This window comes from Roseibium salinum (assembly GCF_026240905.1).
Classification (GTDB): Bacteria; Pseudomonadota; Alphaproteobacteria; order Rhizobiales; family Stappiaceae; genus Roseibium; species Roseibium salinum.
Genome location: NZ_JAPEVI010000003.1, coordinates 2,954,578 through 2,973,858 on the forward strand (window position 1 = coordinate 2,954,578; position 19,281 = coordinate 2,973,858).

The window sequence follows — 19,281 nt, forward strand, 5'->3', positions numbered from 1 at the left end:
AAACGTTCTGTCGCCATGAGGGAATGACCGGTGGTATAGTTGCGGATTAGACCGTTGTGCGTCTCAACAGGTCCAGGACATGGACTTCATCAGGGGGGCGGTGCGGGTTGTTGGACAGGAACCAGTTGCAGCAGATCTGCGATCAGGTTTCGGAGGAAATCGACGCGATCGTTTCGATATTCGCCGAGAACGGCGAAATCATATGCTCTTCGCAGCGAAATCGAGATCGGCATGTTTCACGCCGGCGTCGCCAGGATGATGGCCGGGGAAATAAACCGGTATGAGGCGACGATCGAAGATGCTGCAAAGACCGCCGGCGTTCTGGAGGGCGCGGCGCTGCCGATCGAATTCGATGGCAGCCGACTGTTTTGTGTCAGTGTCTCCGCACCGCTGAACATTGCTCGCACATACTGCCGGCTCGTCCAGCACTGGGTCGTTGCTCTTCTGCGTGAGCGTGCGCTTCAGTCCAGCGAAGCCCGCTTTCGGGACGTGGCAGAAAGCGCCAGCGACTGGATCTGGGAAATGGATTCGGATTTGCGGTTCAGCTATCTGTCGCCGCGATTCTACGAAACTTTCCACACGCCGCCGGCAGCGGTCATCGGCAAGACCAGAACCGAGTGGGCGGGAACCGACGTGGATAGCCAGGCCTGGAAAGACCATTTGACCAAGCTTTCGGCGCGGCTCCCGTTTCGCGACTTCGCCTATACGGGAAGGACAGGCCTTGGAGAACTCCGTCACCTCAGGATCCATGGCAAGCCGGTCTACGACGCGAACGGGTCCTTCGCCGGTTATCGCGGCACCGCACGCGACGTCACCGAGCAGATCGAGATGGAACGCGCCCTCAGGCGGGCGCACCAGCTGCTGTCGGACTCGATTGAAACAATCCCCGAAGCTTTCTCGCTGTTCGACAGTGATGACCGGCTCATCGTCTTCAACAGCAAGTACCATGCGCTGCTTTATGAGGATGTCGGTGTAGAAATTACGCCTGGTATGACATTCGAGACGATCATTCGCGAAGGTGCCGCAAGAGGGCGGATACCGGAAGCACTCGGCAGGATCGACGAATGGATAAACGAGCGGCTCGCGCGCCATCGCGACCTCAGCGAGCCGCACATCCAGCAACGTGGCGCCGGGCGCTGGATCCTGGTCAGTGAACACCGCACCAGCGACGGCGGCACGGTGGCGATCTATTCGGACATTACAGACATAAAACACCGCGAGCTGGAACTGGCGGAGAAGTCGCAAGCCATGGAGCGGCTCTCCAATCAGCTGGCAAAGTACCTCTCCCCGCAGATCTACGAGATCGATATTTTCCGGCCGGCAGGAAGTGAAGCTCAACAGCCGCCGGAAAAAGCTCACCATCTTCTTCTCCGATATTGTCGGCTTCACGGAGACGGCAGACCGGCTGGAATCCGAAGAACTGACACAGTTGCTGAACCATTATCTGTCGGAAATGTCCGATATTGCACTCGAACACGGCGCTACAATCGACAAGTATATCGGCGACGGACTGGTCATCTTCTTCGGCGATCCGGACACCCAGGGCGTGAAGCAGGATGCCTTGCAATGCGCGCGCATGGCGCTCGCCATGCAGCGGCGCATGGCCGAACTGCAGTGGACATGGCGCGATGCAGGCATCGGCCAGCCTTTGAGATGCCGGATGGGCATCAATACCGGTTTCTGCACTGTCGGCAACTTCGGCAGCGAAAACCGAATGGATTATACGATCATCGGTGGCGGGGTAAACCTGGCGTCGCGGCTTGAACGCGCGGCCCGGCCCGACGAAATCCTCATCTCGTACGAGACCTACGCTCTGATAAAGGACGCGTTCCACTGCGAGGAACGGGGACAGATAGAGGTTCGGGGGATCGCTTATCCCGTTGCGACCTACGCAATGATCGGCGAGCGAACGGCCGACGGAGCGGTCGTGTCTCCAGAAGAAGATGCCTCCTCGAATTTCACGCTGCATTTCGACCTGGACAAAATGTCGGAAGAAGAGCGCGCCGCTGCCGTGAATCTGCTCAGGGCGGCTCTGAAAACGCTATCCCCGTAGAAGGCCCTACGCCTCCACGTCCAGCCCGTAAGCCTCCACCGCATTGTCGAACCACACGCGTCTTGCGTCTTCCTCGCTCAGGCCCGCGAGCAGGTGTTCGGTGGTGGCGACCCATTTTTCGTACGTGGCGGCCAGGGTGCAGACGGGCCAGTCGCTGCCCCAGATGAGCCGGGCGGGGCCGAAGACGGTGAGGAGGTGGTCGACATAGGGTTTCAGGTCGTCCGCCGTCCAGTTCTCAGGCGCTTCGGTGACGAGGCCGGAGAGCTTGCACCAGGCGGAAGTCCGCTGTGCCAGGGCGCTGATGTCCTGGGCCCATTGGATGAACTCCCCGGCGCAGAATCTCTGGCTTGGAGGCGTGGTCGATCACCACCTTGAGGCCCGGGTGGCGTTCCAGCAGCGTCAGCAGATGGCTCAGGTGGCGCGGCAGTGTCAGGGCATCGAAGGTCAGCGGATAGCTCTCGAGTTCCGTCAGGGCCGGCACCAGCCGCGGCGCCAGCATCCAGACATCGTCCGGAATGTCCTGGATCATCGGCCTTATCCCGACAAGCTTGGGGTGCTTCGAAAGGCGAGCGAGCTGGTCAATGGCGTCCTGCTTCTCCAGATCGACCCAGCCGACGACGCCCTTGATGAAGTCGTGACGGTCGGCGAGCGAGAGCATGAACTCAGTTTCGGCGACGGTCGGCGCGGCCTGGACGAGCACCGTTCCGGCTATTCCATGGGCCTTGCGAATGGGCGCAAAATCCTCCGGCAGATAGTCCCGGTAGAGGGGACCCATATCCTCGGTGAGCCAGCCGTAGTCGCCGCGCTCGAGCTTCCAGAAATGCTGATGCGCATCTATTCGCGGCAAGGGGGCGTTCATGACCCGATAACCCCTTTCTTGAGGAGAATGTTCCCGTAAAGCCGCGTTTCTCCGGTCTGGACGACAAGGAAGGCGCCCCGGGCGCGCTCATAGAAGGCGTGCCGTTCGAGACTGGCGATTTTCACCGGATTGTCCGCCACGTCGTCGACGATCTTCTGGAATTCGGCGACCACCGGCGGGATGTCCGAGGGATTGCCGACCACCTGCATGGTCAGGACCGGATCGGGTACGAACGTGTCGAGCGGCATCACCTGCAGCACGGCCTCCAGGGCGGCGGTCGCCGTGATGCCGTCGAGGCGCAGCACCCGCCGGCCGTTGCTTTGGGCGGGGAAGTTGGCATCCGCGATGACGATGTCGTCGCCATGGCCCATGGCACGCAGGGCGTGCAGCAGGTCCGGGGACAGAAGCGGGTTTATGCCGCGGAGCATGAGCGTTCCTCCGGCATGGGTGCGTCTTCGCGGACAAGGCCGCTGGCGCTGAGATCGGACCAGAAGGCGGCCGGGACCGGGGTGTTCAGAACGGCGAGATTGGCCTCGACCTCCCGTGCATTCACTGCGCCCGGGATGACGGTCTTCACGCAAGGGTGGCCGAGCACGAATTGCAGCGCGGCGGCGATCAGCGGCACGGAATGGGCCGCGCAGATCTCCTCGATCCTGCGGACCTTTTCCAGGATTTCCGGCGGCGCATCGGCATAGTTGTACTTGGCGCCGGGAACGGCGCCGGTTGCCAGGATGCCGGAATTGTAGGGGCCGCCCAGAATGATGCCGACGTCGCGGGCCGCGCACAGCGGCAGGAAGGTCTCCAGCGAGATCCTGCTCCAGCAACGTGTAGCGGCCGGCCAGCAGGAAACAGTCGAAATCGGCGAGGCCCAGCAGCTTCTGGCAGACCTGCCATTCGTTGACGCCCGCGCCGATCGCCGCGACTTCGCCGGCCTCCTTCAGCTCGGTCAGGGCCCGGTAGCCGCCAAGGTCGAACAGTTCCCGCACCCGCGCATCGCTGGCTTCCTGAGACCCTTGCGAGAAGGCGCAGACGTCGTGGACGAAGAGGATATCGGCATTGGCTACCTGAAGCCGCTGCCGGCTGGCCTCGTAGCTGCGCATGACGCCGTCGTAGCTGTAGTCGAAGACGATCCGTTTCTGCGGCACGTCGACAAAGGCCTCCGGCGTCACCTCGTCCGGTTCGCAATCGACAAGCAGGCGGCCGATCTTGGTGGAAAGATGGATCGTGTCGCGGCCGAAGCGCTTGATGGCGGCGGCGAAACGCTCCTCGGAGCGGCCGAGGCCGTATTGCGGTGCCGTATCGAAATAACGGATGCCGTTGTCATAGGCAGCCTGGAGGGCGGCCTGGGCATCCTCCTCGGACACCTTGCGGTAGAGATTGCCGAGCGGCGCACCGCCAAAGCCCATCTCCGTAAGGTCTATCGGTCTGGCTGTCCTGCCGTTCAGCAGGCGCGTCTGGAGCGAGTTCATGGTGCTTTCCTCAGGTTGCGGACGCCGCATTTGTTGCGGGCTTGTGGTTGCGCCGGCGGGGCTCAGTCGAACAGGTCGGGGCGGTCCCTGGCAAGGGGCTCCAGGCGGGTGACCAGTTCGCTCAAGTGCTGCTGCATGGCCCGCCGCGCGCTTTCCGGCTCGTGGTTGCGGATGGCCTCGACGATCTGCTTGTGTTCCTCATAGGCCTCATTGGCGCGCCCGCGCATCGGCAGCAGCAACTGCCGGGCCCGGTTGACCTGCACCCAGGCGGTGGCGGCGAGCGCGTTCAGCCTGGGATAGCCGGTGAAGGAAAATATGAGCTCGTGCATGCGCTCGTCTTCCCGGTAGAAGCCGACTTCGTCATGATCCTCCAGGTAAAGCGCCTGGAGGCGGAGATTTCGGGTGAGTTCGGCGAGCTGCTCCTCGGTGCGCTCCGCGGCCACCTTGCTCACCGCCGCCAGTTCGATCGCCTCCCGCAGGAAGGCGCCCTCCCGGATTTCGGACATGGAAAACTTCGTCACGCGCGAGCCGGACTGGGGAATCACCTCCACCAGCCCCTCCCCGGCGAGCTTGGTGATCGCCTCGGTCACAGGCGAGCGGGAAACACCGAGCTGTTCACAGATGACCTGTTTGCGGAGCGGGGTACCGGGCGGCAGATCCATGGCGAGAATGGCGATCCTGAGCGCCTCATAGACGCGCTGCGCCAGGGAACCGGACAGCCTGCCGATGTCCGGAAGCGCAAATTCGTGAATGTCTTGTTCGTCGGTCACGGACATCATTATCTCGCTTCGAATGCTAACATGTTAGTTGACACAGTTGCCCTGTCAAGCTAATCGTGAAGTGAGGGCGGGCCGTCACTGGCCGGAAGAGGAGAAACTTCGTGCTGAAAACCCACGCCAATTCGATCCTTCTCAACGAAGACGACAATGTCGTCGTCGCCCTTGAGGATATTGAAGCCGGCGCCGATGCGTCTTTCGTGGATGCGCCTCTTCCCGGCAACGTCCAGCGCGGCCACAAGATTGCGCGCAAGCCCATTGCCGCCGGCGAGAACGTCATCCGCTACGGCCAGATCATCGGCCAGGCCAAATGCGATATTGGTCCCGGCGAGCACGTGCATGTCCATAACCTCGGCATGGGCGATCACAGCCACGACTACCAGCATGCGCAAGCCTCCATTCCCCTTGAGCAGATCACGCAGGAGCGGACCTTTCTCGGTTACCGGCGCCCGACGGGCAAGGCAGGCACGCGCAACTACATCGGCATCCTGACATCGGTAAACTGTTCGGGCTCGGTCGCCAAATTCATCGCCGAGGCGGCGGAGAAATCCGGCCTGCTCGACGCCTATCCGAATGTCGACGGCATCGTGCCGATCGTGCATGGCACGGGCTGCGGCATGTCCGGCAAGGACGAAGGCTATGCCACCTTGTTCCGCACCCTGTCCGGCTATGCCCAGCATCCGAATTTCGCCGCCATCCTGCTGATCGGCCTCGGCTGCGAGGTGATGCAGGTTGCCGACCTGGTCGGCGATCGCAAGATGCGCCCTGGCGGCGACCTGCGCTACATGACCATCCAGCAGACCGGCGGCACCCGCAAGACCATCGAAGCCGGCCTGAAGGAACTGAGGGACCTGGCGGAACTCGCCAACAAGGCCGAACGCACGCCGGTGCCGATTTCCGAAATCATGGTCGGCATGCAGTGCGGCGGCTCCGACGGCTATTCGGGCATCACCGCCAATCCGGCTCTCGGCATCGCCTCCGACCTGCTGGTCCGCCACGGCGGCACGACCATCCTGTCGGAAACGTCCGAAATCTACGGCGCCGAGCATCTTCTGACCCGCAGGGCGGTTTCGGTGGATGTCGGCGAGAAGCTGATCGAGCGGGTCCGCTGGTGGGAGGACTATACGGCGCGCAACGGCGGCGAGATGGACAACAACCCCTCCCCCGGCAACAAACGGGGCGGCCTCACCACCATCCTGGAAAAATCCCTCGGCGCCGCCGCCAAGGGCGGTTCGGCGCCGCTGGTGGATGTCTACAAGTTCGGCGAGCAGATCGACAAGAAGGGGTTCGTCTTCATGGACAGCCCCGGCTTCGACCCGTGCTCGGTGACCGGGCAGATCGCCTCGGGCGCCAACATCATCGTCTTCACCACGGGCCGCGGCTCCGTCTCCGGCTACATGCCGACGCCCTGCATCAAGCTTGCCACCAACAGCGAGATGTATGGCCGCATGTCGGAGGACATGGACATCAACTGCGGCGACATCATCTCCGAGAATGTCAGCCTCGAGGACAAGGGCCGCGAGATCTTCGAGAAGATCATCGCCGTGGCATCGGGCGAGGCGTCGAAAAGCGAGGAACTGGGTTTCGGGGGCGTCGAATTCGTTCCCTGGCAGATCGGCGCGGTGATGTGAGACGCCGGACGGTATTCAAAAAAGACGTGCGGGTTTTCGGGAGGGTTCAGTGCGCTTGAAGGACAAGACCATATTGATTTCGGCGGCAGGTCAGGGCATCGGCCGCGCAAGCGCGATCGCCTGCGCCAGAGAAGGCGCGAGGGTCATTGCGGTCGATATCAACGAGGCCACCCTTGCCACCCTGCCCGAAGAATGTCCGGGCATCGAAATCCACAAGCTGGATGTGTGCGACGGCGCCCAGATCGAAGCGCTTGCCGGCAGGCTGCCGGCTCTCGACGGGCTCTTCAACTGCGCGGGCTACGTCCATAATGGCACCGTCCTGGATATCAGCGAAGACGACTGGGCGTTCAGCTTCGACCTGAACATCACCTCCATGTTTCGCATGAGCAAGGCCTTCCTGCCCGGCATGCGCGAGCGGGCGAAGGCGAACGGGACGGCGTCCATCCTCAACATGTCGTCCATGGCATCCTCCCTCAAGGGCTTCCCGATGCGCACGCTCTACGGCACCACCAAGGCCGCCGTCATCGGTCTCACCAAGGGCATTGCCGCGGATTTCGTCAAGGAAGGCATCCGCTGCAACGCGCTCTGCCCGGGAACCGTCGACACCCCGTCCCTGCGCGGCCGCATCGCGGCGGCCCCGGATCCGGTGGAAGCGGAAAAGAACTTCATCGCCCGTCAGCCCATGGGCCGGCTCGCCACCGTCGACGACATGACGCCCATGGTCGTCTACCTGCTGTCGGACGAGAGCCGGTTCGTGTCCGGCCAGGCGCTTCTGGTTGACGGCGGCGTCACCATCTAGGCGCGGTTTGGGAGGACTGAGCGATGCAGAATCTGGTTCGGATGACGGGGATCGAAAAGCGCTTCCCCGGCGTACACGCCCTCAAGAATGTCAGCTTCGAGCTGAATGGCGGCGAAGTCCATGCGCTCATGGGCGAGAACGGCGCCGGCAAGTCGACGCTGATGAAGATCCTCTCCGGCATCTATCCCAAGGATGACGGCGAACTGGTCGTCAACGGCGAGGTGGTGGAGATTGACGGTCCGAGAGCGGCGCAGGATCTCGGCATCGGCATCATTCACCAGGAACTCAGCCTGATGAACGACCTGACGGTGGCGCAGAACATCTTCATCGGCCGCGAGCCGCGCCTGCGCTTCGGCCGGCTGGACGAAGCCGCGCTGAACGCCCAGGCGGCCGAAATCTTCCGCTCCATGAACCTGGCGCTGAACCCGAAGACGGTCGTCGGCGAATTGACAATCGCCAAGCAGCAGATGGTGGAAATCGCCAAGGCGCTGTCCTACCGCTCGCGCATCCTCATCATGGACGAGCCGACCGCGGCGCTGAACGATGCGGAGATCGCCGAACTGTTCACCATCATCCGCCGGCTGAAGGCCGACGGCGTGGGCGTCATCTACATCAGCCACAAGATGGACGAACTGAAGCAGATCGCCGACCGGGTGACGGTGATGCGCGACGGCGCCTATGTGGGGACCGTCGGCGCGGCGGAAACGCCGGTCTCCAAGATCATTTCCATGATGGTCGGCCGGGAGGTCACCAACGAGCCGGTGACCATCCCGGACCTCAAAGATGCCGAAACCGTGCTGGAAGTGCGCGGCCTGTCCCGCGGCCGGGACATCCGGGACGTCAGCTTTTCCGTCAGGAAGGGTGAAATCCTCGGCTTCGCCGGCCTGATGGGGGCGGGGCGCACGGAAGTCGCCCGTGCGATCTTCGGCGCCGATCCGCGCGATACCGGCGAGATCCGCGTCCACGGCAAGCCCTGCTCGATCTCCCAGCCGTCCGATGCGGTAAAGGCGGGCATCGGATACCTTTCCGAGGACCGCAAGCACTTCGGCCTCGCCACCGGCATGGACGTGCGCACCAACATCGCCCTTGCCAGCCTCGACCGCTTTTCCAGCCGCTTCGGCGTCCTGCGCGAAGACGGCATGCGCCGCACGGCGCAGGATTATATCGGCAAGCTGGAAATCCGCACCCCGTCCGACAAGCAGGAGGTCCGGTTTCTGTCCGGCGGCAACCAGCAGAAGGTCGTCATCGCCAAGTGGCTCTACCGGGACTGCGACATCCTGATCTTTGATGAGCCGACGCGCGGCATCGATGTCGGCGCGAAAGCGGAAATCTACAAGCTCCTGAAGAACCTGGCGAAGGAAGGCCGGGCCGTGATCGTGATTTCCTCCGAACTTCCGGAGGTCATGCGGCTCAGCCACCGGATCGCCGTCATGTGCGAGGGCCGGCTGACGGGCATCCTGCCGGGCGGCGAGGCAACCACACAGGAAGACATCATGCATCTGGCAACGCTGCGGGCGCCAGTCATGCAGCCGGAAGGATATCAGCAATGACAGCCGTCAATCCCACGTCCACCCCGTCGCTCATCGGCCGGATGATCGAAGCGGGCGCGCACCAGAAGCTGCTGGCCTTCGCCAGCCTGGTGCTGCTGCTGATCGGCTTTTCGATCGCCTCGCCCAATTTCATGCAGACATCCAACATGATCGCCATCCTACAGGCGACCTCGGTCAACGGGGTGCTGGCGGTTGCGGCGACGCTGGTGATCATCACCGGCGGCATCGATCTTTCCGTCGGAACGCTGATGACATTCTGCGCGGTGATCGCCGGCGTGGTGCTGACCAATCTCGGCATGCCGCTGCCGCTCGGCGTGCTCGCCGCGATCGCGACCGGCGCCTTCTGCGGCCTGTGTTCGGGAACCTTCGTCGCCAAGATGAAGATCCCGCCCTTCATCGCCACGCTCGGCATGATGCTGATCCTCAAAGGTCTGTCGCTGGTGATTTCCGGCACCCGGCCGATCTATTTCAACGACACGCCGGGCTTCGACCAGATTTCGCGCGGCTCGCTGATCGGCGACGTGATCCCCGCCCTGCCGATCCCCAACGGGGTCTTGATCCTGTTCCTCGTCGCCGCGGCCGCTGCCTATATTCTCGGCCGCACGGTTCTCGGCCGGTACACCTTCGCGCTCGGCTCCAACGAGGAAGCCGTCCGCCTGTCCGGCGTCAACACCGACTTCTGGAAGATGTCCGTCTATTCGCTGGCCGGTGCCATCTGCGGCATCGCCGGCATCCTGATCGCCTCGCGCCTCAACTCCGCCCAGCCGGCCCTCGGCCTCGGCTACGAGCTGGAAGCGATCGCCGCGGTGGTGATCGGCGGAACGTCGCTTTCCGGCGGCCGGGGCACCGTGCTCGGCACCTTGATCGGCGCGCTCATCATGGCCGTGCTCACCAACGGCCTCAGGGTGCTCTCCGTTGCCCAGGAATGGCAGACGGTGGTCACCGGCGCGATCATCATCCTGGCCGTCTATGCGGACATGGCCCGCAGGAAGAAGGCCTGACACCATCAACAACAAGAGGAGTCCAAACCCCGTCCAACCGGACCAAAACATCCGGACGTATAACCCAAGGAGAGGAATCATGTTGAACAGACGTCATCTTATCGGAGCTGCCGGCGCCGTTGCGCTCATGCTCTCGGGCAATCTTGCCATCGCGCAGGAAACCTACATTCCGCTGATATCGAAAGGCTTTCAGCACCAGTTCTGGCAGGCAGTGAAGGCCGGCGCAGATAAGGCCGCCGAGGAATTCGGCGTCACGATCACCTTCGAAGGCCCGGACAACGAGACCATGGTCGACCGTCAGATCGACATGCTGGCTGCCGCCCTTGCCAAGAACCCGACCGCCATCGGCTTTGCCGCGCTGGACAGCCAGGCAGCCATCCCGCTGCTGCGCGAAGCTCAGGAGAAGGGCATTCCGGTCATCGCGTTCGACAGCGGCGTCGACAGCGACATTCCGGTCGCCACTGCTTCCACCGACAACGTGGCCGCGGCCGCGCTCGCAGCCGACAAGATGGCCGAGCTGATCGGCGGTTCCGGACAGGTGGCCGTAGTGGCCCACGACCAGACCAGCCGCACGGGAATCGACCGCGTCGAGGGCTTCACCAACCAGATCAAGGACAAGTATCCGGATATCGAAGTGGTGACGGTCCAGTATGGCGGCGGCGATCACCTGAAGTCGACCGAGCTGACCAAGGCGATCGTGACCGCAAATCCGGACCTCAAGGGCATCTTCGGCGCCAATGAAGGCTCTGCCCTCGGCGTCGTCAACGGCGTCACCGAAATGGGCAAGTCCGACATCGTCATCATCGGCTACGATTCCGGCAAGGCCCAGAAAGACGCGATCCGCAGCGGTGTGATGGCCGGTGCGATCACCCAGAACCCCGTCGGTATCGGCTACGAAACCGTGAAGGCCGCCCTCGAAGCGTCTCAGGGCAAGGAAGTCCCGGCCAACATCGACACCGGTTTCTACTACTACGACAAATCGAACATCGACGATCCGGAGATCGCCGCTGTATTGTACGACTGATCGTCCGGACCGACCTGCCTTCGCGCACCGCCGCGGGAAGGCAGACGTCGGCCGTTCCAATGGTCAGACCCAACACCAGGGCCCGGTTGCTGGCGTGACCGGGCTCGAACATATCAAGGACAGTCCTTCATGAAATTGCTGAGATTTGGCGCGCCGGGACAGGAAAAGCCCGGCATCCTGGATGCCGACAACCGTGTGCGGGATCTTTCCTCCGTGGTCCCGGATATTTCCGGCGAGGCCCTGCTGCCCGAGAGCATCGAGCGTCTCAAGTCCGTCGACATTTCCGACCTGCCGCTCGTCGATGGCACGCCGCAAAAGGACCTGCGCGTCGGCCCCTGCGTCGGCTCCGTCGGCAAATTCATCTGCATCGGCCTCAACTACGCGGACCACGCGGCCGAATCCGGTCTGGACGTTCCGCCCGAGCCTGTCATCTTCAACAAGTGGACCTCGGCGATTGTCGGTCCCGATGATGATGTCAAGATCCCGCGCGGCTCGGTCAAGACCGACTGGGAGGTCGAGCTCGGCGTGGTGATCGGCAAGGGCGGCGCCTATATCGAGGAAGCCGACGCCATGGATCACGTGGCCGGCTTTTGCGTGGTCAACGACGTCTCCGAGCGCGAATATCAGATCGAGCGGTCCGGGACCTGGGACAAGGGCAAGGGCTGCGACACGTTCGGCCCGCTCGGTCCGTGGCTGGTGACGCCCGACGAAGTCGGTGATTTCGACAACCTGGCCATGTGGCTGGAGGTCGACGGCAAGCGCTACCAGAACGGTACGACCGCAACGATGGTCTACCGGGTGCCGTTCCTGATTTCCTATCTCAGCCGCTTCATGAGCCTGCAGCCGGGCGACGTGATCTCCACCGGCACGCCCCCGGGCGTCGGCATGGGCCAGAAGCCGCCGGTCTATCTCAAGGGCGGTGAAGTCATGGCCCTCGGGATTGAAAGGCTGGGCAGTCAGACGCAGAAGGTCGTGAGGGCTTAATCCTTCGGATTTCCCTCGCCGTGTCCGGTGATGATTGGGGGCGAAACGTTCGACGCAACCTCGCCCCCTTCACACGGCGCCCCTCGCCCCCGCAAGGGGCGAGAAGGGCGTTTTCCGGGACATATGCTGAAATCCGGACGCCCGGAAAACCTACCCTTTGGCCCGATAGCCCTGTTCCAGTTCGATCAGCCGCTGCTTGCGCCACAGGCCGCCGCCATAGCCGGTGAGCGAGCCGTCGGCGCCGATCACCCGGTGGCAGGGAATGACGAGGGCGATCTGGTTGGCCCCGTTGGCCCGGGCAACGGCCCGGACGGCCTGCGGACGCCCGAGCGAACGCGCAATCTCCGAATAGCTGCGGATTTCGCCTGCCGGAATTCCAATCAGTTCCCGCCAGACGTCGCGGGTGAAGGCCGTGCCGTGCAGGGCGATTTTTGTCTCGAAGCTTGCCCCCGTGCCGCTGAAAAACCGGTCGAGCTCCGCCTGGATCTGGTCGCTCACATCCGTCCGGCCGAAACCGATCTCGCCCCTGGCATAGGTCTGGAGTTTCCTGAACTCGGCCGGGAACGCCTTGCGGTCCAGGAACTCCAGAAGGTGCAGCTGTGTCCTGTCGGTGACCGCGATCATCGGTCCGAGCGGCGTTGCGACCCAGTCGGCGAAGAGCAGAGGCTTTGAGGAAAAGGCGCCCGGTGCCTGGCCGAGGATCTTCGCAAAGGCCTCGCGGAAGGCGCTTGGCGATTCGAACCCGGCGGTGATCTGCGCGTCGATGACCTTGCCGCCGTCGGCCAGGGCCGAGAAGCCTTCCTGAAGGCGTCTCTGGCGGGCCATTTCCAGAAAGGTCATGCCGAAGTGACGCTTGAAGGCGCGCCGGACGGTGGAGGGATCCAGCCCCATGCGGACGAGATCCGGCTCGCCCCAGCGGTGGCCGGGCCGCTTTTCCAATGCCTCGACCAGGGGTTTCACCACGGGGTCGGCACTGGCCTCCGGCATTGTCGGCCGACAGCGCTTGCAGGGCCGAAAGCCCGCCGCCATGCACTCGGCGACGGTCTCGTGAAAGGTGCAGTTTTCCGGCTTGGGCTTGCGGGCCGGACAGGTCAACCGGCAGAAGATGCCGGTTGACGAAACACAGACAAAGGCGCGGCCCTCATAGGAGGGATCGCGCGTCAGAAGCGCTTCATAGAGCGTATCGAAACTCGGACGGATCATAAGCATGGCCCGAGATTAGGCTGCTTTTGCGCGTCATGCAGCCGGAAATCGGGCGTTTATTCCGGTTCGTCTGGTGCTCGGCGGCCGGATCGAAAAATTGCCGCGTCTTCGACGCGAAGTATGTCTGGTTCCCGGATCTGCGCGCAGCTTTGCTGCACTTGTCCAGGATGACAGGAGGGTGTAGCAACGCCGCGCGTTAGCGCGTCATCCTGGACAAGTGAGGCGCACGCCGAACGCAGATCCGGGAACCAGACATCAGCGCGAGCGTCAGCGAGCTCCGTTTTCTACCGATACACCTGCTCCTCGCCCGGAAAACTGCGCCCCTTGACCTCGTCCGCGTAGGACTTCACCGCCGCCTCGATCTGGCCACCGAGGTTACCGTAGACCTTGACGAATTTCGGCGGGGCCGGGTTGAGGCCGAGCATGTCTTCCAGGACCAGGATCTGGCCGTCGCACTCCGCGGAGGCACCGATGCCGATGGTCGGGATCGGGATCTGTCTGGTGATCTTTGCCGCCAGCGGTTCGACCATGCCTTCCAGGACCAGCGCAAAGGCACCGGCTTCGGCCACCGCGCGGGCGTCTTCCTCGTGGATCGCCCAGCTTTCCTCGTCGCGCCCTTGCGTCTTGAAGCCGCCCATGACATTCACCGACTGCGGCGTCAGGCCGATATGGGCCATCACCGGGATGCCGCGTTCAGAGAGGAAACGGATGGTTTCGGCCATGCGCGCGCCGCCTTCCAGCTTGACCGCACCGCACTGGGTTTCCTTCATCACCCGGGCGGCATTGCGGAAGGCGACCGACGGGCTTTCCTCATAGGTGCCGAAGGGCATGTCGACGACGACAAGCGCCCGGCTCGTGCCGCGCACCACGGCCCGGCCATGCATGATCATCAGTTCGAGCGACACGCCGACGGTCGATTCCATGCCGTGCATGACCATGCCGAGACTGTCGCCGACCAGAATGAAATCGGCGTATTTGTCGACGATCGCCGCCGTGTGGGCATGATAGGAAGTGAGCGAGACAATCGGATCGCCGCCCTTGCGCCGGGTGATCTGCGGGGCGGTGATGCGGCGGACGGGTTTCTGAGTGCTCATGCGGCATCCTTTCAATGGGGAGTGATGACCCGCTGGTCGATGAGGAGAACGGGACCGAAGCCGACGGCAAGGAGGACGACGGCCGGGCGGTCCAGCGGGCCGGAGAGTTCGGCCAGCGTCTCCGCGTCGCGGATATCGACGCTCTTGACCTCAGCGGACGGGCCTTTTGCGAGCACGTCACGGATCGCGGCTTCCAGATCGGCGATGTCCGGACCGGTGGCCGCCAGTTCTTCCGCCCTGGCAAGGGAGCGGCTGAGCATGATCGCTTCCGCCCGGTGTTCGGTGGAAAGGCGCACATTGCGGGACGACATGGCCAGGCCGTCGGGCTCGCGCACCGTGGGGTGCGCCACGATCTCCACCGGCATGTTCAGGTCGCGCACCATCTGCCGGATCAGCGTGATCTGCTGGTAGTCCTTTTCGCCGAAAACGGCGAAATCCGGCGTGACGATGTTGAAGAGCTTGGTGACGACGGTCGCGACGCCGCGAAAATGGCCCGGACGCAGGGCGCCCTGCAGGATACCGGAGAGGCCGGGAACCTCGACATAGGTGTCGCCGCCCGCACCGTACATTTCCTCGACGCTGGGAACGAACACCGCATCGACGCCCTCGGCTTCGAGCAGCGCCAGGTCGCGCGCCTCATCACGCGGGTAGGTCGCAAGGTCCTCATTGGGGCCGAACTGGGTCGGGTTCACGAAGATGCTGGTGACGACCCGCTCCGCCTTTTCGCGCACCAGGCGCACGAGACCAAGGTGCCCTTCGTGAAGGTATCCCATTGTCGGAACAAGGCCGACGCTTACGCCGTCGCGCTTCCACTCCCGTACGGTTTCCCGCATCTCCGCCCTGGTCCGGCAGATCTTCATTCGTGTTCCTCCCGCGGCCTCTTCATTGCCCAGGCCATGCTTTTCGCGGGTGCAACATAAGCAGATGAAAGAGGAAGGTCCAGTCGGCTAAAAGGCGCCGTCATAGGCGCGCCGGGGTATCCGGCAGGCAAGCAGGGTGAAGCCGTCGCGTTTCAGCGCGTCCTCCGCCTCCGCGGTCAACCTGTCCGCACCCTCGATCCACACGCCATGGCCGCCATAGGCTTTGGCGACGGCGGGAAAATCCGTCTCGCCGAAATCCACGCCGACGTTGGGCCGCTGGCTGCCGCGCTGCTTGAGCTCGATCAGCGCCAGGCTGGTGTCGACCAGCACGCAGATGATGACCGGGATGTTGAGGTCGCGCAGCGTGGAAAGTTCGCCGAGGCACATTTCCAGGCCCGCATCGCCGACAAAGGCAATCACCGGGGACTGGCCGTCGACCAACCGGTGGCCCATGGCAAGCGGCACTGCGCAGCCCATGGTGCAAAGGGCCGAGGATTGCAGCATCTGGCGGGGCATGGAGCAGCGCCAGATCTGGCTGGCCAGGATCCGGTGCGCGCCGCTGTCGGCGGTCGCCACCGTGTCCGCCGGCATGATGTTTCGCAGCGTATGGAAGATCGTTCCCGGCCCCCAGCCGGACGGCTCGGCCGCAAAGGATCGCTTCAGCTCGGCCTTGACCTTAGCCGGCTCACCTTCCGCCCAGGATGGTTTTCCCGCCTCGCGGACGTCGCCCAGGATTTCCAGGGCGGGCCCTACGGCGCTGCGCAAGGCCGAGGCGACGCTATGCATGCCGTGGGTGCGCAGAACCGGGGCGATGTCGATGACCGGCGCGTCCTGCGGCCAGGGATTGCGCCAGTTGATGCGCATTTCGATGGGGTCGTAGCCGAGAAGGAGAATGCAGTCGCTTTCGTTGATCAGGGGCAGGAGCAGGTTATCGGCCTTGGGCGACAGGCCCGCGCCGCCGAGGGCCAGGGCATGGTTCTCGTCCAGGAGACCCTTGCCCTTGTAGCTGGTGATGAGGGGGACCTGGAATTTCAGGCAGAAATCGCTGATCGCCGCCGAAGCGCTTTGATTGACCGCATCGACGCCGGCAATGGCAATCGGGCGCTCGGCCCTGGCAAACAGATCCAGTGCCGTCTCAAGATCCTGCCCGGCCATGGGCGCCGTTTCGACGGGGGCGGACTGGAAGTTGCGCGACCAGGCTTCGCCGGTTTCGGTCTCGGCCACCTTGATCGGCACGTCGATATGCACCGGGCCGGGCTGGCCGTCGAGCGCGATGGCAAGCGCCTTGTCCATCATCACGTCCAGCGCGCCGAGCCGCGCGGAAAGGCTTGCCTTCACGATCGGCCGCAGCAGCTGCTGGTGATCGAACACCTGATGAGTGTAGCTTTCCGCCTCGGCCTGGTCGACGCAGCCGGTCAGGAAGATCAGCGGCACGCGGTCCTGCCAGGCATTGGCGACGACGTTGACGGCATTGGCCGCGCCGGGGCCGAGCGTTGCCAGCAGCACGCCGGGCGCCCCGTCCGCATGCCAGCCGCCTTCGGCCATGAAGCCGCCGGCGTTTTCGTGTTTGACCAGCACGAAGGTCATGCCCGCCTGGTCGAGAGCCTGCATCAGGGCGAGAACCTCGCCGCCCGGTATGCCGAAGGCGTGGCGGCAGCCGGCCGCGTGGAGCTTGCCCGCAATGATATCCGCGCCGGTGGTCATTCGGCCGCCCGCCCCTTCTGCTGAACCGAGGCCCCAAACCCCACAATGCCTTTGTCCGCAAGGGCGGCAAGCTCGGCCGCGGTCAGGCCGAGATGGCGGCTGAGAACATCCTGCGTGTCCGCACCCAATAGTGGCGGCGCGTTCTTATAGGCGACGGGCGATTTTTCCAGGTTGATCGGCGAGCCGATCAGGTCCACCTCGCCGCTGAGCGGATGCGGCAGGGTGATGTGCATGCCGCGTTCGAGGACTTGCGGATCGGCAAAAACCTCAGCCAGATCGTTAACCGGCCCGGAGGGGACACCCGCCTGTTCCAGACGGGCGAGCCACTCCGCCGCGGTTTTCTCGATGGTCAGCCGGCGCAGCAGCGGTATCAGTTTCCTGCGGTTGCGCACCCGGTCGGCATTGCTGGCATAGAGCGGATCGGCGGCGAGCTCGGGCGCGCCGGCAATCTCGCAAAACCTGCGGAACTGCTCGTCGTTGCCGACGGCCAGGGTGAAGGACTTGTCGGCGGCCGGGAAGGTCTCGTAGGGCACGATGGCCGGATGGCCGTTACCGATCCGGCCCGGGACTACGCGGGATGTCAGATAGCCGACGCCCTGGTTGATCAGCCAGGAAACCTGGGCATCGAGCAGCGAGATGTCGATATGCTGCCCCTCGCCGGTGTTGTTGCGGTGATTGAGCGCCGCCAGGATCGACACGGTGGCGTACATGCCGCACATCACGTCGGCGATCCCGGTCCCGCATTTGGTCTCCGTGCCGCCCTCCTCGTCCGGAAAGCCGGTCAGGGACATGATGCCGCCCATGCCCTGGATCACGAAATCATAGCCGGCGCGGTGGGCGTAGGGCCCCGTCTGGCCGAAACCGGAGATGGAGCAGTAGATCAGCCGCGGATTGGACGCCTTCAGCGTCTCGTAGTCGAGGCCGCGGCGCTTCAGGTCGCCGACCTTGAAGTTCTCCACCAGGATATCGGCCTTTTCCGCAAGCTCCGATATCAGCTTGCGGCCTTCCGGCGTTGCCATGTCGACGGCAACGGAGGCCTTGTTGCGGTTGGAGGAAAGGTAATAGGCGCTTTCGCCGGTCTCCTCGCCTGCCCTGTCCTTCAGGAAGGGCGGACCCCAGCCGCGCGTGTCGTCGCCCCGGCCCGGCCGCTCGATCTTGATCACTTCGGCACCCAGGTCCCCGAGAATCTGCGTGCAGGTCGGCCCCGCGAGAATACGCGACAAGTCAAGGACAAGAAGACCGGAGAGAGCGCCGGGGGCGGCAGAGGACTGGGACAAGCATCACCTTCAAGCTGATGTTTTAGAGGCAAGAGGCCACAGAGTGCCTGTCTCCGTCAACTGCGGCGGTCACGTGCGAGCACACACCTTGTCTCACATTCGCGTCAGGTGCGCGCGGGGCGGCTCTCAGGTCTTCCCGTTCCAGCCCTTCATCTCGCTCAGCTCCTGCCAGGCCCGCTTGATCCAGCTCGCCTGGACGCCGTGGCCGCCGTCGTGAAGGCACAGTTCCAGAAGGCCGGTCTTGGGACGCCAGCGCTCGCATTCCAGGCCGCCGTCGGTCAGTTTCTGCGGTCGCGTCTCGCCAAGCCCGTACTGCCGCAGCCAGACATCGAAGCTCTTGAACACATCACCCTGGTGCCATCTGCCGCCGCCAAGGGCGCGGCCGGCAAGCGGCACGACGGTGTCGGAGGTTCCGTGGACATGGAACAGGTAAGGCGCCCCGGTCGGGCATTCCTCCGGCAAGGGTTGCCAGAACGCCCCGGCGATCGGCGCATAGCCCGCGAAGCGGTCCGAATCCTCGCAGGCCAGGTACCAGGTCATGAAACCGCCGGAAGAAAAACCCGACAGCATGGTCCGCTTCCTGTCGATGCCGAAGCGGTCGGACAGGTCGCTCAGGACCTCGTCGAAAAACGCCGGCTCGTCCCTGAGGTTGCGCGGGGCTGTGGGAAAGGACCACGTGCCGTCGACACCCTGCACGGCCACGAAGGCGACGCCAAGCTCATCGGCCATCTTCTGGAAGCTTGCGTTACGGATCTCGTTCAGGGCCCTGCCGCGATGGCCGTGCAGAAAGAGGATCGCGCCAAGCGGTTCCTCACCTTGCCGGGTCTCGGGCAGGTGGATGAAATATTCGCCGTCCTTAAGTTCGCACGGCGTCTCCTCGCCGCAGGACGCGTCCTCGGCTGCAAGGCCGGCGGACGAGAAAAGCAGGCCGGCGACGGCGGCGAGGCGGGCGAAGGCATGATGGCGTTTCGACAACGGACGGTCTCCCGGATCAGGG

The 19,281-nt window shown here is 63.8% G+C and carries 15 protein-coding genes and 3 pseudogenes; 8 read left to right on the plus strand and 10 right to left on the minus strand.

Annotated elements, in window-relative coordinates:
• Positions 1-258: 258 nt before the first annotated feature.
• Together ON753_RS26835 and ON753_RS18260 are read left to right on the plus strand one after the other, a co-directional pair.
• Positions 259-1,161 (plus strand): annotated as a pseudogene (locus tag ON753_RS26835) (PAS domain S-box protein); the annotation flags it as partial.
• A gap of 166 nt (positions 1,162-1,327) precedes the next feature.
• Complete coding sequence (locus tag ON753_RS18260; protein WP_265964178.1) at positions 1,328-2,053, plus strand: adenylate/guanylate cyclase domain-containing protein; 726 nt, start codon at positions 1,328-1,330, stop codon at positions 2,051-2,053.
• Between the two features lie 6 nt (positions 2,054-2,059).
• On the opposite strand, the pseudogene ON753_RS18270 reads toward ON753_RS18260, so the two are convergent.
• The 4 genes and pseudogenes from ON753_RS18270 to ON753_RS18285 all read right to left on the minus strand — a co-directional run bounded on the left by ON753_RS18270 (position 2,060) and on the right by ON753_RS18285 (position 5,157).
• Positions 2,060-2,912, minus strand: a pseudogene (locus tag ON753_RS18270) (amidohydrolase family protein).
• The gene (locus ON753_RS18275) at positions 2,909-3,340 is read right to left on the minus strand and encodes an RbsD/FucU family protein (protein ID WP_265964182.1); all 432 of its coding nucleotides are present in this window, start codon (positions 3,338-3,340) and stop codon (positions 2,909-2,911) included. Before ON753_RS18275 ends, ON753_RS18270 begins: the two are co-directional and overlap by 4 nt.
• Positions 3,325-4,381: pseudogene (locus ON753_RS18280) on the minus strand (aldo/keto reductase). Before ON753_RS18280 ends, ON753_RS18275 begins: the two are co-directional and overlap by 16 nt.
• 62 nt (positions 4,382-4,443) lie before the next feature.
• Positions 4,444-5,157 (minus strand): GntR family transcriptional regulator, encoded by a 714-nt coding sequence (locus ON753_RS18285; protein ID WP_377047151.1) that lies wholly within the window; start codon positions 5,155-5,157, stop codon positions 4,444-4,446.
• A gap of 104 nt (positions 5,158-5,261) precedes the next feature.
• On the opposite strand from ON753_RS18285, the gene ON753_RS18290 reads away from it, so the two are divergent.
• The 6 genes from ON753_RS18290 to ON753_RS18315 all read left to right on the plus strand — a co-directional run bounded on the left by ON753_RS18290 (position 5,262) and on the right by ON753_RS18315 (position 12,146).
• Positions 5,262-6,788, plus strand: a complete 1,527-nt coding sequence (locus tag ON753_RS18290) for a UxaA family hydrolase (protein WP_265964186.1) — start codon at positions 5,262-5,264, stop codon at positions 6,786-6,788.
• Positions 6,789-6,837: 49 nt separating this feature from the next.
• Entirely contained in the window at positions 6,838-7,587 is a 750-nt protein-coding gene (locus ON753_RS18295) for an SDR family oxidoreductase (protein WP_265964188.1), read from the plus strand.
• Between the two features lie 23 nt (positions 7,588-7,610).
• Entirely contained in the window at positions 7,611-9,137 is a 1,527-nt protein-coding gene (locus tag ON753_RS18300) for a sugar ABC transporter ATP-binding protein (RefSeq protein WP_265964190.1), read from the plus strand.
• Complete coding sequence (locus ON753_RS18305) at positions 9,134-10,138, plus strand: ABC transporter permease (RefSeq protein ID WP_265964192.1); 1,005 nt, start codon at positions 9,134-9,136, stop codon at positions 10,136-10,138. The genes ON753_RS18300 and ON753_RS18305 overlap by 4 nt, the downstream gene beginning before the upstream one ends.
• Positions 10,139-10,217: 79 nt before the next feature.
• The gene (locus tag ON753_RS18310) at positions 10,218-11,162 is read left to right on the plus strand and encodes an ABC transporter substrate-binding protein (RefSeq protein WP_265964193.1); all 945 of its coding nucleotides are present in this window, start codon (positions 10,218-10,220) and stop codon (positions 11,160-11,162) included.
• A gap of 129 nt (positions 11,163-11,291) precedes the next feature.
• On the plus strand, positions 11,292-12,146 hold the full coding sequence (locus tag ON753_RS18315) for a fumarylacetoacetate hydrolase family protein (RefSeq protein ID WP_265964194.1): 855 nt from the start codon (positions 11,292-11,294) through the stop codon (positions 12,144-12,146).
• 150 nt (positions 12,147-12,296) lie between these two features.
• On the opposite strand, the gene ON753_RS18320 is transcribed toward ON753_RS18315, so the two are convergent.
• From ON753_RS18320 to ON753_RS18345, 6 genes are all read right to left on the minus strand, one after another.
• The gene (locus ON753_RS18320) at positions 12,297-13,355 is read right to left on the minus strand and encodes a bifunctional transcriptional activator/DNA repair enzyme AdaA (RefSeq protein ID WP_265964196.1); all 1,059 of its coding nucleotides are present in this window, start codon (positions 13,353-13,355) and stop codon (positions 12,297-12,299) included.
• A gap of 278 nt (positions 13,356-13,633) precedes the next feature.
• Entirely contained in the window at positions 13,634-14,443 is an 810-nt protein-coding gene (panB, locus tag ON753_RS18325) for a 3-methyl-2-oxobutanoate hydroxymethyltransferase (RefSeq protein WP_265964197.1), read from the minus strand.
• A gap of 11 nt (positions 14,444-14,454) precedes the next feature.
• Positions 14,455-15,303, minus strand: coding sequence for a pantoate--beta-alanine ligase (panC, locus tag ON753_RS18330; protein ID WP_265964199.1), 849 nt, complete (start codon positions 15,301-15,303; stop codon positions 14,455-14,457).
• Between the two features lie 87 nt (positions 15,304-15,390).
• Positions 15,391-17,007 (minus strand): thiamine pyrophosphate-binding protein, encoded by a 1,617-nt coding sequence (locus ON753_RS18335; RefSeq protein ID WP_265964201.1) that lies wholly within the window; start codon positions 17,005-17,007, stop codon positions 15,391-15,393.
• Positions 17,004-18,284 carry a CaiB/BaiF CoA transferase family protein gene (locus ON753_RS18340; protein ID WP_265964203.1) on the minus strand — a complete coding sequence of 427 codons (1,281 nt, stop codon included), beginning with the start codon at positions 18,282-18,284 and terminating at the stop codon, positions 17,004-17,006. Before ON753_RS18340 ends, ON753_RS18335 begins: the two co-directional genes overlap by 4 nt.
• A 126-nt stretch (positions 18,285-18,410) precedes the next feature.
• Positions 18,411-19,259, minus strand: a complete 849-nt coding sequence (locus ON753_RS18345; protein ID WP_265964204.1) for a CE1 family esterase — start codon at positions 19,257-19,259, stop codon at positions 18,411-18,413.
• Between the last annotated feature and the right edge of the window lie 22 nt (positions 19,260-19,281).

What these genes read in the sequence shown, in the direction of transcription:
- ON753_RS18275 (WP_265964182.1), bottom strand. Translation starts at nt 3,340, where the DNA reads ATGCTCCGCGGCATAAACCCGCTTCTGTCCCCGGACCTGCTGCACGCC.
- ON753_RS18285 (WP_377047151.1), bottom strand. Translation starts at nt 5,157, where the DNA reads ATGTCCGTGACCGACGAACAAGACATTCACGAATTTGCGCTTCCGGAC.
- ON753_RS18300 (WP_265964190.1), top strand. Translation starts at nt 7,611, where the DNA reads ATGCAGAATCTGGTTCGGATGACGGGGATCGAAAAGCGCTTCCCCGGC.
- ON753_RS18305 (WP_265964192.1), top strand. Translation starts at nt 9,134, where the DNA reads ATGACAGCCGTCAATCCCACGTCCACCCCGTCGCTCATCGGCCGGATG.
- ON753_RS18310 (WP_265964193.1), top strand. Translation starts at nt 10,218, where the DNA reads ATGTTGAACAGACGTCATCTTATCGGAGCTGCCGGCGCCGTTGCGCTC.
- ON753_RS18315 (WP_265964194.1), top strand. Translation starts at nt 11,292, where the DNA reads ATGAAATTGCTGAGATTTGGCGCGCCGGGACAGGAAAAGCCCGGCATC.
- ON753_RS18320 (WP_265964196.1), bottom strand. Translation starts at nt 13,355, where the DNA reads ATGCTTATGATCCGTCCGAGTTTCGATACGCTCTATGAAGCGCTTCTG.
- panB (WP_265964197.1), bottom strand. Translation starts at nt 14,443, where the DNA reads ATGAGCACTCAGAAACCCGTCCGCCGCATCACCGCCCCGCAGATCACC.
- panC (WP_265964199.1), bottom strand. Translation starts at nt 15,303, where the DNA reads ATGAAGATCTGCCGGACCAGGGCGGAGATGCGGGAAACCGTACGGGAG.
- ON753_RS18335 (WP_265964201.1), bottom strand. Translation starts at nt 17,007, where the DNA reads ATGACCACCGGCGCGGATATCATTGCGGGCAAGCTCCACGCGGCCGGC.